Source organism: Mixta sp. (assembly GCF_024610815.1).
GTDB classification, from domain to species: Bacteria; Pseudomonadota; Gammaproteobacteria; order Enterobacterales; family Enterobacteriaceae; genus Mixta; species Mixta calida.
In genome coordinates, this window is the sequence record NZ_JANION010000012.1 from 1 (window position 1) to 15137 (window position 15137).

General features: G+C 56.9%; 8 protein-coding genes, 2 rRNA genes, 1 pseudogene and 1 riboswitch. Of the genes and pseudogenes, 7 read left to right on the plus strand and 4 right to left on the minus strand.

All coding sequences use genetic code 11. From position 1 onward, the window contains the following. The 5 genes from MYY08_RS00555 to MYY08_RS00575 all read left to right on the plus strand — a co-directional run. Positions 1-99: ribosomal RNA gene (locus tag MYY08_RS00555) — 23S ribosomal RNA — on the plus strand; the annotation flags it as partial. A gap of 208 nt (positions 100-307) precedes the next feature. Continuing rightward, positions 308-423 (plus strand): 5S ribosomal RNA (gene rrf / locus MYY08_RS00560). A gap of 433 nt (positions 424-856) precedes the next feature. Beyond that, entirely contained in the window at positions 857-1786 is a 930-nt protein-coding gene (gene metA, locus MYY08_RS00565; RefSeq protein ID WP_038629810.1) for a homoserine O-acetyltransferase MetA, read from the plus strand. 155 nt (positions 1787-1941) lie between these two features. Then, on the plus strand, positions 1942-5625 hold the full coding sequence (gene metH / locus MYY08_RS00570) for a methionine synthase (protein ID WP_288012500.1): 3684 nt from the start codon (positions 1942-1944) through the stop codon (positions 5623-5625). A gap of 298 nt (positions 5626-5923) precedes the next feature. After that, positions 5924-7549 carry a Na/Pi cotransporter family protein gene (locus MYY08_RS00575; protein ID WP_038630251.1) on the plus strand — a complete coding sequence of 542 codons (1626 nt, stop codon included), beginning with the start codon at positions 5924-5926 and terminating at the stop codon, positions 7547-7549. Positions 7550-7582: 33 nt separating this feature from the next. Here the strand turns inward: MYY08_RS00575 and panS are convergent, their stop codons facing one another. The 4 genes and pseudogenes from panS to MYY08_RS00595 all read right to left on the minus strand — a co-directional run bounded on the left by panS (position 7583) and on the right by MYY08_RS00595 (position 12424). Then, entirely contained in the window at positions 7583-8500 is a 918-nt protein-coding gene (panS, locus tag MYY08_RS00580; RefSeq protein WP_084970383.1) for a ketopantoate/pantoate/pantothenate transporter PanS, read from the minus strand. Positions 8501-8650: 150 nt separating this feature from the next. Then, positions 8651-9346, minus strand: a complete 696-nt coding sequence (aqpZ, locus tag MYY08_RS00585; protein WP_167401681.1) for an aquaporin Z — start codon at positions 9344-9346, stop codon at positions 8651-8653. A 210-nt stretch (positions 9347-9556) separates the two neighbouring features. Beyond that, on the minus strand, positions 9557-10915 hold the full coding sequence (gene lysC, locus MYY08_RS00590) for a lysine-sensitive aspartokinase 3 (protein ID WP_038629815.1): 1359 nt from the start codon (positions 10913-10915) through the stop codon (positions 9557-9559). Between the two features lie 89 nt (positions 10916-11004). After that, a riboswitch (Lysine riboswitch) is annotated at positions 11005-11199 on the minus strand. A gap of 51 nt (positions 11200-11250) precedes the next feature. Then, positions 11251-12424 (minus strand): annotated as a pseudogene (locus MYY08_RS00595) (cation:proton antiporter domain-containing protein). Positions 12425-12643: 219 nt separating this feature from the next. On the opposite strand from MYY08_RS00595, the gene pgi reads away from it, so the two are divergent. After that, on the plus strand, positions 12644-14290 hold the full coding sequence (gene pgi / locus MYY08_RS00600; protein WP_038629818.1) for a glucose-6-phosphate isomerase: 1647 nt from the start codon (positions 12644-12646) through the stop codon (positions 14288-14290). Between the two features lie 303 nt (positions 14291-14593). Beyond that, on the plus strand, positions 14594-14992 hold the full coding sequence (gene psiE, locus MYY08_RS00605; RefSeq protein ID WP_038629819.1) for a phosphate-starvation-inducible protein PsiE: 399 nt from the start codon (positions 14594-14596) through the stop codon (positions 14990-14992). Positions 14993-15137: the final 145 nt, after the last annotated feature.

Below are 15137 nucleotides of genomic sequence, written 5' to 3' on the forward strand. Positions count from 1 at the left end.
CTGAAGGGACGTTGAAGACGACGACGTTGATAGGCCGGGTGTGTAAGCGCAGCGATGCGTTGAGCTAACCGGTACTAATGACCCGTGAGGCTTAACCTTACAACGCCACAGGCGTTTTGGGGATGAGAGACGATTTTCAGCTTTGTTTACCGGATAAAAGAAATCTGCGGAAACGAAAGATGTTGCGCTGAAGCAAGGCGGCAAATGAGACATCAGGAAGGAGCATACAGTGGTATGTGACTGAGTGATGCGAATGCGGCCAACGCAGCAGCAGCGCGGGAGATTCGTTTCCGGCACAAAGAATTTGCCTGGCGGCAAGAGCGCGGTGGTCCCACCTGACCCCATGCCGAACTCAGAAGTGAAACGCCGCAGCGCCGATGGTAGTGTGGGGCCTCCCCATGCGAGAGTAGGGAACTGCCAGGCATCAAACAAGCGACAGAGCCTCAGCGCAAGCTGAGGCTTTTTCGTATGTGTAATTTACGAAATTTACGCCCATTGTTACTCTAAAAGTCAACCGGTTCAGGCTTTCAAAAGCGCCTTTTTGCCCGATCGGGTCTTCGCCCTGGCCGGCATATTCATCTGCCAGCGCGCTTTTATTCCAATCATTTTTATAACAGCATATTCCCCTTCAACGTTCCCGTTTGTTATTCCTTCAACCATCCTTTACTAATCTCCCATTACCTACATTTCGCTATAACTTTTTTAGCGCTTTTTCGGCGCATTTATATCCGTTATGCCGCTTTGTATGAAACATTTTCAATTTCTGGCTGAAGTCTCGACATTTTCCCTGCTACAGGCTATCTTCGGGCATCTGGATGTCTAAACGTATAAACGTATGTAGTGAGGAAAACAGGTTATGCCGATTCGGATACCCGATGAATTACCAGCCGTAAACTTTCTGCGTAACGAGAATGTGTTTGTCATGACCCATTCTCGCGCCAGCGTTCAGGAAATTCGACCGCTTAAGGTGCTGGTATTGAATTTGATGCCGAAAAAGATCGAGACGGAAAACCAGTTTTTGCGCCTGCTTTCTAACTCACCGTTACAGATAGATATACAGCTGCTGCGCATAGACAGCCGTGAGTCGCGCAATACGCCGATGGAGCATCTTAATAATTTCTACTGTAACTTTGATGATATCGCACACGATAACTTTGACGGCTTGATTGTTACCGGCGCGCCGTTGGGGCTGGTTGATTTTAATGATGTTGCTTACTGGCCGCAGATCCAGCGCGTGCTGCACTGGGCGAAAGAGCACGTTACCTCAACCCTGTTTGTGTGTTGGGCGGTGCAGGCGGCGCTGAATATTCTTTATGGCCTGCCGAAACAGACCCGCGCCACCAAGCTGTCAGGCGTTTATGAACATCAGACCCTGCATCCGCATGCTCTGTTAACGCGCGGATTCGATGACACTTTTCTCGCTCCTCATTCGCGTTATGCCGATTTCCCGGCGCAGCTGATCAGGGACTATACCGACCTGGAAATCTTCGCTGAATCCGAGCTGGCCGGGCCTTACCTGTTGGGCAGCAAAGACAAGCGTCTTGCCTTCGTTACCGGCCACCCGGAATATGATGTGTTAACGTTGGCCGGGGAATATCAGCGCGATAGCGAAGCGGGACTGAATCCGGTAATTCCCTGCAATTACTTTCCGCAGGACAATCCGGCCTTGCCGCCGCGCGCCAGCTGGCGCAGTCACGGCAACCTGCTGTTTTCCAACTGGCTGAACTATTACGTTTACCAGATCACGCCTTACGATCTGCGGCATATGAATCCTACGCTTGAATAGGCATGCTTTCTTTTAAGAGTCCGTTCGTCGGCTGCGTTACCCGACTATCGCTCAAACGGTAGAGCAGGAGGTCGGCGGAGATTTTAAGCAGCATAAGAACTATGCCAGACAGTGCCGCAGGCAGCGGTGGATATATTGAACCAGGTGAGGTAAGAGTGAGTAGTAGAATTGACGCGCTGCATCAGCAGCTGGCGCAGCGCATCATGGTGCTGGACGGCGGTATGGGCACCATGATCCAGAGCTATCGTCTGGAAGAGAAAGATTACCGGGGCGAGCGTTTCGCCGACTGGCCCAGCGATCTGAAAGGCAATAATGACCTGCTAGTGTTAACGCAGCCCGATATTATCCGCGCCATACATAACGCTTATCTTGAGGCGGGCGCCGATATTCTGGAAACTAACACCTTCAACGCCACCACCGTCGCCATGGCGGACTACCATATGGAGTCGCTGTCGGCGGAGATTAACTACGAAGCGGCAAAGCTCGCCCGCGCCTGCGCCGATGAATGGAGCGCAAAAACGCCGCACCGTCCGCGCTATGTCGCAGGCGTGCTGGGGCCAACCAACCGTACCTGTTCCATCTCGCCGGACGTCAACGATCCCGCCTTTCGTAATATCACTTTTGATCAGCTGGTCGCCGCCTATCGGGAATCGACGCGCGCATTGATTGAAGGCGGCTCTGACATCATCATGATCGAAACTATTTTCGACACGTTGAACGCCAAGGCCGCCATTTTTGCTATCCAGAGCGAGTTTGAGGCGCTGGGCGTTACGCTGCCGCTGATGATCTCCGGCACCATTACCGACGCCTCTGGACGCACCCTGTCCGGCCAGACCACCGAAGCTTTCTATAACTCGCTGCGTCATGCCGAGCCGCTCTCTTTTGGGTTGAACTGCGCGCTGGGGCCGGACGAACTGCGCCAGTATGTAGCGGAAATGTCGCGCCTTGCGGAATGCTGCGTCACTGCTCACCCCAACGCAGGCCTGCCTAACGCGTTTGGTGAGTATGATCTCGACGCCGCGGTCATGGCGGAACAGATTGGCGAGTGGGCGCGCGCCGGCTTCCTGAATATCGTCGGCGGTTGCTGCGGCACCACGCCAGCGCATATTGCGGCTATCGCCCAGGCGGTGGAGGGCGTCGCGCCGCGCACGCCTCCTCAATTGCCGGTCGCCTGTCGCCTTTCTGGTCTGGAGCCGTTGAATATCGGCGCCGATTCGCTGTTCGTTAACGTGGGCGAACGCACTAACGTCACCGGTTCCGCTAAGTTTAAGCGACTGATTAAAGAAGAAAAATATAGCGAAGCGCTGGACGTGGCGCGTCAGCAGGTAGAAAGCGGCGCGCAAATCATCGACATCAATATGGATGAAGGGATGCTCGATGCGGAAGCGGCGATGGTGCGTTTCCTTAACCTGATTGCGGGCGAGCCGGATATCGCGCGCGTGCCGATTATGATCGACTCCTCGAAATGGGAAGTGATTGAAAAAGGGCTACAGTGCATTCAGGGCAAAGGCATCGTTAACTCCATCTCAATGAAAGAGGGCGTAGAAGCCTTTATTCATCACGCCCGGCTGGTGCGGCGTTACGGCGCGGCGGTAGTGGTGATGGCCTTTGACGAGGTCGGACAGGCGGATACGCGAGCGCGTAAAATCGAGATCTGCCGCCGCGCTTATAAAATCTTGACGGAAGAGGTCGGTTTCCCGCCGGAAGATATCATTTTTGACCCGAATATCTTCGCCGTGGCGACCGGCATTGATGAACACAACAACTACGCCATGGACTTTATCGGCGCCTGTGAAGACATCAAGCGCGAGCTGCCTCATGCGCTGATCTCCGGCGGCGTCTCTAACGTCTCTTTCTCCTTCCGCGGCAACGATCCGGTGCGTGAAGCGATCCACGCCGTTTTCCTCTATTACGCGATCCGCAACGGCATGGATATGGGCATCGTGAACGCCGGTCAGCTGGCGATTTATGACGATCTGCCCGCCGAGCTGCGCGACGCCGTTGAGGATGTCATCTTAAACCGGCGCGACGACGGCACCGAGCGGCTGCTGGATCTGGCGGAAAAATATCGCGGCAGCAAAGGCGGCGATGAAAGCAACAAGCCGCAGGCGGAGTGGCGTAGCTGGGACGTGGCGAAGCGGCTGGAATATTCACTGGTTAAAGGCATTACCGAATTTATTGAAGAAGATACCGAAGCGGCGCGTCTTGAGGCGGATCGGCCAATCGAGGTGATTGAAGGGCCGCTGATGGCCGGCATGAATGTGGTGGGCGACCTCTTTGGCGAAGGAAAGATGTTTCTGCCGCAGGTGGTGAAATCGGCGCGCGTCATGAAGCAGGCGGTCGCCTGGCTGGAACCCTATATTCAGGCCAGCAAAGCGGTCGGCAGCAGCAATGGTAAAATCGTACTGGCGACGGTAAAAGGCGATGTGCATGACATCGGCAAAAACATCGTCGGCGTGGTGCTCCAGTGCAACAACTACGAAATCATCGATCTTGGCGTCATGGTGCCGACGGAAAAAATCCTGAAAACCGCCCGCGACGAAAAGGCGGACATTATTGGTCTGTCCGGGCTGATTACTCCTTCGCTGGATGAAATGGTCAACGTAGCGAAAGAGATGGAGCGTCAGGGGTTCACTCTGCCGCTGTTGATCGGCGGCGCCACCACCTCTAAGGCCCATACTGCGGTTAAAATCGAGCAGAACTACAGCGGGCCGACGGTTTATGTGCAGAATGCCTCGCGCACCGTCGGCGTGGTCTCGGCGCTGCTGTCGCCGACGCAGCACGATGATTTCGTGGCGCGCACGCGTAAAGAATATGAAACCGTGCGCATTCAGCATGGCCGCAAAAAGCCGCGCACGCCGCCGGTCACGCTACAGGCGGCGCGTGAAAACGATCTGGTGTTTGACTGGGAAAGCTACACGCCGCCGGTCGCACACCGGCTGGGCGTTAGCGAGGTAAAAGCCTCTATTGAAACGCTGCGCCACTATATCGACTGGACGCCTTTCTTTATGACCTGGTCGCTGGCAGGCAAATACCCACGTATCCTGGAGGATGAGGTGGTGGGCGAGGAGGCGCAGCGCCTGTTCGCCGACGCCAACGCCATGCTGGATCGGCTGAGCGCCGACGGCAGCCTGACGCCGCGCGGCGTGGTGGGCATTTTCCCCGCCAACCGCGTCGGCGACGACATTGAAATATATCAGGATGAGTCGCGCTCGCATGTTATCGCCGTCAGCCATCATCTGCGTCAGCAGACGGAAAAGGTGGGCTTCGCCAACTACTGCCTGGCTGACTTCGTGGCGCCGAAGGACAGTGGCAAAGCGGACTATCTCGGCGCGTTCGCCGTCACTGGCGGGTTGGAGGAGGATGCGCTGGCGGAAGCCTGGGATCGTCAGCATGACGATTACAATAAGATCATGGTTAAAGCGCTCGCCGACCGCCTGGCGGAAGCCTTTGCGGAATATCTGCATGAAAGGGTGCGTAAGGTGATCTGGGGCTATGCCGCCAATGAAAACCTCAGTAATGAGGAACTCATTCGCGAAAACTATCAGGGCATTCGTCCGGCGCCCGGCTACCCAGCCTGCCCGGAGCATACGGAAAAGGCCACAATCTGGCAGCTGCTCGACGTAGAGCGCCATACCGGCATGAAGCTGACGGAATCCTTTGCCATGTGGCCCGGCGCATCAGTCTCCGGCTGGTACTTCAGCCATCCCGACAGCCGTTATTTCGCCGTTGCCCAGCTGCAGCGCGATCAGATCGAGGATTACGCACGGCGTAAAGGCATGACGGTCAGCGAAGTGGAACGCTGGCTGGCGCCCCATCTTGGTTATGACGCCGATTAACGTCTCTGGTTCCTGAGCGCCGGTTCGGCTGCAATGCCGTCCGGCTCCCTCGGCTGCTCATCCCTCTTTTTCCTTTTTTGGCCCGGATTCCGGGCCCACGCTGGCGCTGAACTTTCGCCCGTCTGCCGCGATTGGTCTACATTTAAGACTACCGCTCCCTGTTAACTTGCCTGAAAAATAAGCGAAAACTACGCCTCTGCGGAGCGCGTAAAGGGGCAGCGCATCTTTCATTTGCCGCTCTTTCTCGCCGGGCTGGCGGCAAATGTGGTTAAAGCCCGGCGTGAAGGAGTGCAATTCCGTGTTAACCCTGCTTAATCTGCTTTCCGCCGTCGCGCTGCTGGTGTGGGGTACTCATATTGTCCGCACCGGGATCATGCGCGTTTACGGCGCGGATTTGCGGCGCGTGCTCAGCCGCAGCGTAGAAAAAAAACCGATGGCGTTCATCGCTGGCATCGGCGTTACGGCGCTGGTGCAGAGCAGCAACGCCACCACGCTGCTGGTCACCTCGTTCGTGGCGCAAAACCTGGTCGGGCTGACACCAGCGCTGGTGATCATTCTCGGCGCCGATGTCGGCACCGCCATTATGGCGCGCGTGTTGACCTTCGATCTCTCCTGGCTGTCGCCGCTGTTTATTTTTTTCGGCGTGGTCTTTTTCCTTGGCCGTAAGCAGACGCGCGCGGGGCAACTGGGAAGGGCGAGCATCGGCCTCGGGCTGATCCTGCTGGCGTTGCAGCTGGTGGTAGAGGCGGCGCGGCCCATTACCGAAGCGTCGGGCGTAAAAGTGATCTTCTCCTCGCTGACCGGCGATATCATGCTGGATGCCTTAATCGGCGCGGTATTTGCCATCATCAGCTACTCCAGCCTGGCGGCGGTATTGCTGACGGCGACCCTGACCGCCACCGGCGTCATCTCTTTTCAGGTGGCGCTCTGTCTGGTGATCGGCGCCAACCTCGGCAGCGGGCTGCTGGCGATGCTGAACAACAGCGGCTCCAATGCCGCAGGCAAACGCGTCGCGCTTGGCAGCCTGTTATTTAAAGCGATCGGCTGCGTGTTGGTGCTGCCTTTCGTACATGTGTTGTCGCCGTGGCTGGATAAGCTGCCGGTCAATGATGAAGAGCTGGTTATTTTCTTCCACGTTTTTTACAACCTGATCCGGTGCGTGGTTATGGTGCCATTTACCGATCCGATGGCGCGTCTGTGCAAGCGGCTGATCCGCGACGATCAGGAAAACGATGCTCGTCTGAAGCCGAAACATCTCGACCGTAGCGCGTTGGATACGCCCGCACTGGCGCTGGCGAATGCGGCGCGTGAAACCTTGCGCATGGGTGATGTGCTGGAGCTCATGATGGATAACTTCAGCAAGGTGATCCATGGCGAGCCGCGTCAGGAGCGAGAGATACAGCGGCTGGATGACGATGTGGATGTGCTCTATACCGCCATTAAGCTCTATCTGGCGCGGATGCCGAAAGAAGATCTGCCGGAGGAAGATTCGCGACGCTGGGCCGAGATTATTGAAACTGCCCTTAATCTGGAACAGGCGGGCGATATTATCGAACGCATGAGCGGCGACGTGGCCGATAAATCGCTGGCCGCGCGGCGGGCTTTTTCGCCGGAAGGGTTGAAAGAGCTCGATCTGCTGCATGAACAGCTGCTGAATAACCTGCGGCTGGCGCTGTCGGTCTTTCTGTCGCGCGATATCGCCAGCGCGAAGCGGCTACGACGCGCCAAACATCGCTTCCGCATTATGAATCGCCGCTTTTCCCATGCGCATGTCGATCGGCTGCATCAAAAGAATGTGCAAAGTATCGAAACCAGCTCGCTGCATTTAGGCCTGCTGGGAGATATGAAGCGGCTTAACTCGCTGTTTTGCGCGGTGGCGTACAGCGTGCTGGAACAGCCTGACGACGAACGCGATGAGGAGTAAAAGCATGCCAGCCTGCGCGGCTGGCACAGGGTCTTACTGACGTTTGACCGGTTTGCCGGACCAGTAGCCCGCCAGCAGCGAGCCGGAAAGGTTGTGCCAGACGGAAAACAGTGCGCCGGGCAGCGCCGCCAGCGGCGAGAAATAGAGCTTGCCCAGCGTCGCCGCCAGCCCGGAGTTCTGCATCCCGACTTCCAGCGCCAGCGTGCGGCAGGTGGATTCGTCGAAACCAAACAGCTTGCCGCCCCAGTAGCCGCCAAGCAGGCCAATCGCGTTGTGCATCACCACCGCTGCGATCGCCACCAAGCCTACCGAGCCGATAAAGCTCTGGCTACCTGCAACCACGGCGCTGATAATCAGCAGAATGCAGACCATTGAAAAGGCGGGCAGCCAGGGTTCGACGCGCTTCACCAGGCGGTTCAGGGTGTGATGCACCAGCAGGCCGAGCGCGATGGGAATCGCGACGATTTTAACAATGCTCAACAACATGCCCACCACATCCACTTCCACATGCGTATCCACATACAGACGCGTCAGCAGCGGGGTGGCGAACACGCCGACCAGCGCGGAAACTGAAGATATGGTCACTGACAGCGCCACGTCACCTTTCGCCAGATAGATCATGACATTGGAGGCGGTGCCGCTCGCCACGCTGCCCACCAGAATCATGCCGGCAGCGAGATCGGGCGGCATCTGAAACAGCTTCGCCAACAGCCAGGCGGCCAGCGGCATCACCAGGTAGTGCAAAAATGTTCCGGCGATAACCGGCGCCGGGCGCACCAGCACCCGTTTAAAATCATCGATATTCAGCGTGACGCCCATTGCGAACATGATCAGCATCAGCAGCCAGGAGACCCAGGGGCCGATGCCGGTAAAAGTGCCGGGGGTATAGCAGGCCGCCGCGGAGAGCAAAATAGCCCACACGGGGAACAGCCGGGTGATTTTGGCAAGCATAGCCAGACTTCCTTATAAGAATGAGATGTAGGTTTGCCACAGACAAAAATCGCTTTGCGCCCGGAACGAGGGTGCAAAGCGAACGCAAAATCATAGCATTAAGGTCGTCGGGGTAAAGGGGCAGCGAAAGGCTGCCCCGAAAAAGCGAGTTTATGCCTTCTTTTGCAGCAGAAAACGGTAAAGCAGACCGCCCGCCACGCCGCCAGCCAGCGGAATTAACCAGAACAGCCAAAGCTGTTCCAGCGCCCATCCGCCCTGGTAAAGGGCAACGCCGGTACTGCGCGCCGGGTTAACTGAGGTATTGGTCACCGGAATGCTGATTAAGTGAATCAGCGTCAGCGCCAGGCCGATAGCGACGGGCGCAAAGCCTGCACTCGCCTCTTTATCCGTCGCGCCCATAATAACGACAAGGAAAATCGCGGTCAGCACGCCTTCTGCTAACAGGCAGGCGAGTAATGAATAGCCGCCGGGCGAATGCTCGCCGTAGCCGTTGGCGGCAAAACCGTTGATATCGATGTCGAAGCTCGCTTCGCCGCTGGCGATAAGATAAAGCACGCCGCCTGCCGCCAACGCGCCCAGCACCTGCGCAACAATATAGGGTAAGACCTGCGTCAGACCGAAACGGCCGCCAGCCCATAATCCCAGCGTCACGGCCGGGTTAAAATGCCCGCCGGAGATATGCCCTACCGCATACGCCATCGTCAGTACTGACAGACCAAACGCCAGCGCCACGCCGGTAAAACCAATTCCCAGTTCAGGCCAGGCGGCCGCCAGCACAGCGCTGCCGCAGCCGCCCAGCACCAAAACAAATGTCCCTAAAAATTCTGCCAGTAATTTTTGCATCATGATCCCTCATTTTGTTGATATTAAGCGCAGCGAATTATCTTTTTCTGCTGGCAGACTGCAATAATTAATGCCATTTCGCCGCATGTTAGCTGCCCAAATAGCGATATTTGAGACAGGTCTTGCATAGCGGCGAGAAGGGGGAGAGCGACTGTCGGGGAAATGAAAGGGAGTGGGAAACGCCAGCCTGAAGCTGGCGTCAAAAGGACGGCGTCAGTCCTCGAACAGATTATGGTGCAGCGTGCGCACGACCTGTTCCGCATCGTTGCCGGGCACCAGGAAGCAGAGGTTATAACTGCTGGCGCCGTAGCAGATCATGCGCAGGTTAAAAGGTTCCAGCACGCCGAACACCTCTTTGCCGACGCCGCACGCCTGCGACAGCTTGTTGCCGATCAGCGCCACCAGCGCCAGATTTTCCTCCACCTCTACGCGGCACAGCGAGGAAAGCTCCGTCAGCAGCGCCTGGGTCAACAGGCTGTCGCCGCTTGAGGTCGAACCGGTAGTATCCAGCGTCAGCGCTACGCTGACTTCCGACGTGGTGATCAGATCGACAGACATATGATGGCGCGCCAGGATAGCGAACACCTCGGCGAGGAAGCCGCGCGCATGTAGCATATTCAGGCTGTGCAGCGTCAGCAGCGTTTGTCTGCGGCGCAGCGCCAGCGCGCGGAACAGCGGCGGGTTTTGCGTTTTATTGCACACCAGCGTGCCGCCGGCGGCAGGGTCTTTGCTGGATCCGACAAATACCGGAATATCGCTGCGCACGGCGGGCATCAGCGTTGCCGGATGCAGCACTTTAGCGCCGAATGTCGCCATCTCCGCCGCTTCTTCGAAGGTGATTTCGTCGATGCGCTGAGCGGCGGGCACCACGCGCGGATCGGTGGTGTAAATACCCGGCACGTCGGTCCAGATATCGATGCGCTGGGCATGCAGCGCTTCGCCCAGCAGCGCGGCGGTATAGTCGCTGCCGCCGCGGCCCAGCGTAGTGGTGCGTCCTTTGCTTTCGCTGCCGATAAAGCCCTGAGTAATCACCAGCGCATTCTCCAGGCGCGGCTGGAGCTGCTGAGCGCAGAGTTCCGCCAGCGCCGCCACGTCCGGCTCGGCGCGTCCAAAGCGGTCATTGGTGCGCATCACTTTACGCACGTCGAACCACTCGGCGGCCACCTGACGCTCACGCAGAATCTCAACAAACAGCAGGGATGACATCAGTTCGCCGTGGCTGACCAGTTCGTCGGTCAGGGCGGTGGAGGTCGCCAGCGCCGCCGCTTCCGACAGCATGGTGATATTTTCCAGTATGCGGTCGATCTCTTCGCGGATGACGGCGGGCTGCTGGAGCCGATCGATAATGGCGTACTGAATACGGCGAATTTCATCCAGAGAATTGAGTCGCTGCGAAGGCTCCTGGCCTTCCGCCAATGCAACCAGCAGGTTGGTCACGCCTGCCGAGGCGGAAAGCACCACCAGACGCACGTTTGCGTTGGCCAGCACCACGTCGGCGCTGCGGTTCATGGCGGAGAAATCAGCGACGCTGGTGCCGCCGAATTTTGCAACGATCAGATCAGATTGAAACATGGTAATGCCTCGTGTCAGGTTCAATTGTATCAGCCTTGGCACAAGGAAAGAGCAGAAACGGGAGCAGGCGTAGAGAAGAACAGCTACGAGCACCCAGAAGCGCCCCACCTTGCGGCGCGTCCGACTGCCGCACGCGCCTGGTGACAACCCAGAGGATTCAGCCCCTGTAGTCGACAAGCTTTCCGCCGTGGATCGCCCGCCTCGGCGTCGCTCCCCCTGATGTGTTGTCTGCGGATAACGGCTCCTCGAACACACTGCCTGGGCGACGCGCCTCTTCTGGCTTGCGCATTGCTGCGCAACTAACTGTTTACAAATATCGGGTTATTGCCCCGCTGTCAATGCCCGGCGTTTGAAGAATTCTCAGGTTGTACCAGCGCGATCAGCGTACAGGGCAGCGTCGGCGGCTGCGCATCCATAATTTCCAGCCTGTCGTTCTCTTTCAGCGCAAACAGCGGCACCACGCCCTGGTGGGTCGCCAGATAATCCTGCCAGCCGAAGTTCTCCGTTAGCTGCGTGGCTTTGATCACCGCGCCCTGCGCCAGCATCTCGCTAAGCCGCCCCCAGGTTTGCTCGGCGCCGAACAGCGTCTCGTGACGACGGAAGCGCGGACTTTCTATATCGCGGCGCTCGCGCAGCGATGAGCCGGACCGCACCGACGCCACCTTGTCGGCGCCGAAAATATGGCTGAAATGATAAACCGCCAGCGCGTTTTGATGACGGTTCGGCGACAGCGCCAACACCTGCGCGATATCGCTGAGATCGAGGTAGTTCTCCGCATGTTCAGACCAGGCGTTGCCATACCAGGCGGGAATGCCCTCCATGCGCGCCTGACGGTAATACTCCCAGCTGCTGTCGGTCAGCATCACCGGTATATCTAGCCGCTGCAATGCCAGCGCCAGCGCGCGTGCCACGCTGTTAGCGCCGATAATCAGCACGCCGCGCGGACGCTGCTGCTGTACCCGCAGCCAGCGAGCCAGCGGCGCGCTGGTCAGGCTTTGCAATACCACGGTGCCGATAATGATGGCGAAGACCACGGTCACCAGCCGATCGGCCTGCGGATAGCCGCTGCGCGCCAGCGTCAGGGCGAACAACCCGCATCAACGGCGCGATTACCGTCGGGCCGGTCACCACCGTGACCGCGCCGACCAGCGCCGCCAGCTCCGGCGGGAAGCGCAGCAGCAGCCAGCAGGCGAGGCTAATCACGACAAAGGTGATCAGCATGCCGACGGTGACGAGGTTGCGCACCACGCCGCCGAGGCCGCGAATTTCATCGACGCGCAGCGTCAGAGCGCCTTCAAACAGAATGATCGCCACTGAGAGCGATACCAGCGGAAACAGCAGGTCGCCAAACAGCGCGTCGGGAACCAAAACGTGCGTCATCGGACCCAGTACGATTCCGAAAACCAACAGCGGCAAAATTGCCGGTAGCCGCAGTAACCAGGCGATCCATTGGGCCATCAGTGAACTGAAGCCGATGATCACCAGTAAGAGTGGAGCAGAGAGCGGCATAAAAATTTTTCCTTTCAACGGTAAGAATCGTCATACTGAAATACCTGGCGGCCATCATCGCCGCAGCCTGAATTATAATGAGTCCCGGGCAAAGGGTGAGGAAATCAGTACGCCCTACAATAGTCGTAACCTGTTGCAGGAAAAGGAAAGTGAGTCACGGTCAACAGGTAAGATGACGTCCGGTCAGAATTACGGTTGTTAAAACATAAGAGTGTTGCCATGAAAAATATCAATCCGACGCAAACCGCTGCCTGGCAGGCCCTGCAGCAGCATTACGAACAGATGAAAGAAGTGCGCATTGCAGAGCTGTTTGCTCAGGACAGCGATCGTTTTGCGAAATTCTCCGCCACCTTTGACGACCAGATGCTGGTGGATTTCTCAAAAAACCGTATCACTTCTGAAACCCTGGATAAACTGCAGGCGCTGGCGAAAGAGACCGACCTGGCGGGCGCCATCAAGTCGATGTTCTCCGGCGAGAAAATCAACCGCACGGAAGATCGCGCGGTGCTGCACGTTGCGCTGCGCAACCGCAGCAACACGCCGATTCTGGTGGACGGCAAAGATGTGATGCCGGAAGTCAACGCGGTGCTGGAAAAGATGAAATCCTTCTCCGAACGCATTATCGGCGGCGACTGGAAAGGCTATACCGGTAAAGCAATCACCGACGTGGTCAATATCGGCATCGGCGGCTCCGACCTGGGTCCTTACATGGTCACCGAGGCGCTGCGTCCGTATAAAAACCACCTGAACATGCACTTTGTTTCCAACGTCGACGGTACCCATATCGCCGAAACGCTGAAAAAAGTGAACCCGGAAACCACGCTGTTCCTGGTCGCCTCTAAGACCTTCACCACGCAGGAAACCATGACCAACGCCCACAGCGCGCGTGACTGGTTCCTGAAAACGGCGGGCGACGAGCAGCACGTTGCGAAGCACTTCGCCGCGCTTTCCACCAATGCCAAAGAAGTGGCGAAGTTCGGCATCGATACCGCCAATATGTTTGAATTCTGGGATTGGGTTGGCGGTCGTTACTCGCTGTGGTCGGCGATCGGTCTCTCTATTATCCTTTCCATCGGCTTTGACAACTTCGAGCAGCTGCTGAGCGGCGCGCACGCGATGGACAAGCATTTCGCCGAAACGCCGGCTGAGAAGAACCTGCCGGTGCTGCTGGCGTTGATCGGCATCTGGTACAACAACTTCTTTGGCGCGGAAACCGAAGCGATTCTGCCGTACGATCAGTATATGCACCGTTTCGCCGCTTACTTCCAGCAGGGCAATATGGAGTCCAACGGCAAGTATGTGGATCGTGACGGCAACCCGGTCACTTACCAGACTGGCCCGATCATCTGGGGCGAACCGGGCACCAACGGCCAGCATGCGTTCTATCAGCTGATCCATCAGGGCACTAAGCTGATCCCGTGCGATTTTATCGCGCCGGCCATTACCCACAACCCGCTGGGCGATCACCACGAAAAACTGCTTTCAAACTTCTTCGCGCAGACCGAGGCGCTGGCCTTTGGTAAATCACGCGACGTGGTAGAGAAAGAGTTCACTGACGCGGGTAAAGACGCGAAATCGGTCGAGCATATCGTGCCGTTCAAGGTGTTTGAGGGTAACCGTCCGACCAACTCCATTCTGCTGCGCGAAATCACGCCATACAGCCTGGGCGCGCTGATTGCGCTCTATGAGCACAAGATTTTCACGCAGGGCATTATTCTCAACATCTTTACTTTCGATCAGTGGGGCGTTGAGCTGGGCAAACAGCTGGCGAACCGCATCCTGCCGGAACTGCAAGGCGCAGGCGACGTCAACAGCCACGACAGCTCCACCAATGGACTGATCAACCGTTATAAAGCCTGGCGTTAAGAGAGGCTGCGATTTATTGACCGGGCGCCCATGCGGCGCCCTTTTTTATTCCTGCCTGAAAAAACATCCTGTGGATGTCGTCAGTAACCGGTTTTGGCTCTGCCTGTTAGTCTGGGAATCTACATCTGGCAGGCCAGCTGGAACCTTCTTGTTAGCGCTTTTAGTACGTTCCTCTGAGACGAAATCAAGCCGCTTTCTGTGCAGGATGTTTTTTTATTGCGTCTATACTGTGATCTTTGTCACATTCTGTCATGATGTCCTTACGGCCTGCCTGTGTGCAGGCAGCGCTAAAAGGTCACAACAATGATTAGTGGAAAGTTAATTGCCGCTGTTCTGCAATGGGTATTGAACGTGGGTCTGCTCATTCTGGCGGTTATTTTGATCGTCTTTCTGGGGAAAGAGACAATACATCTGGCGAACGTATTACTGAATACCGGCGAGGCGGCCTCGGCTTATTTGCTGGTGGAAGGCATCGTCATCTGGTTTCTCTATTTTGAATTTATTGCGCTGATTGTGAAGTATTTCCAGTCGGGATACCATTTTCCGCTGCGCTATTTCGTCTATATCGGCATTACGGCGATTATTCGTCTGATTGTCGTCGATCATAAAAACCCGTTCGACACGCTCTGTTATTCCGCCGCCATTCTGATACTGGTGGTGACGCTATGGCTGGCTAACAGCAACCGGCTGAAGCGGGAATAAAAAAGGCGGCCTGATGGCCGCCTAAATATACACGTTATCCTTCAGGACGCCTCTTTGTTGGCTAAGCTCGCTTACCCCGGTGACTTACTTTCGTAAGCGACCGGGATTCACTCGCCGCCTTGAAGCAACCTGAAAGGCTTTGTGT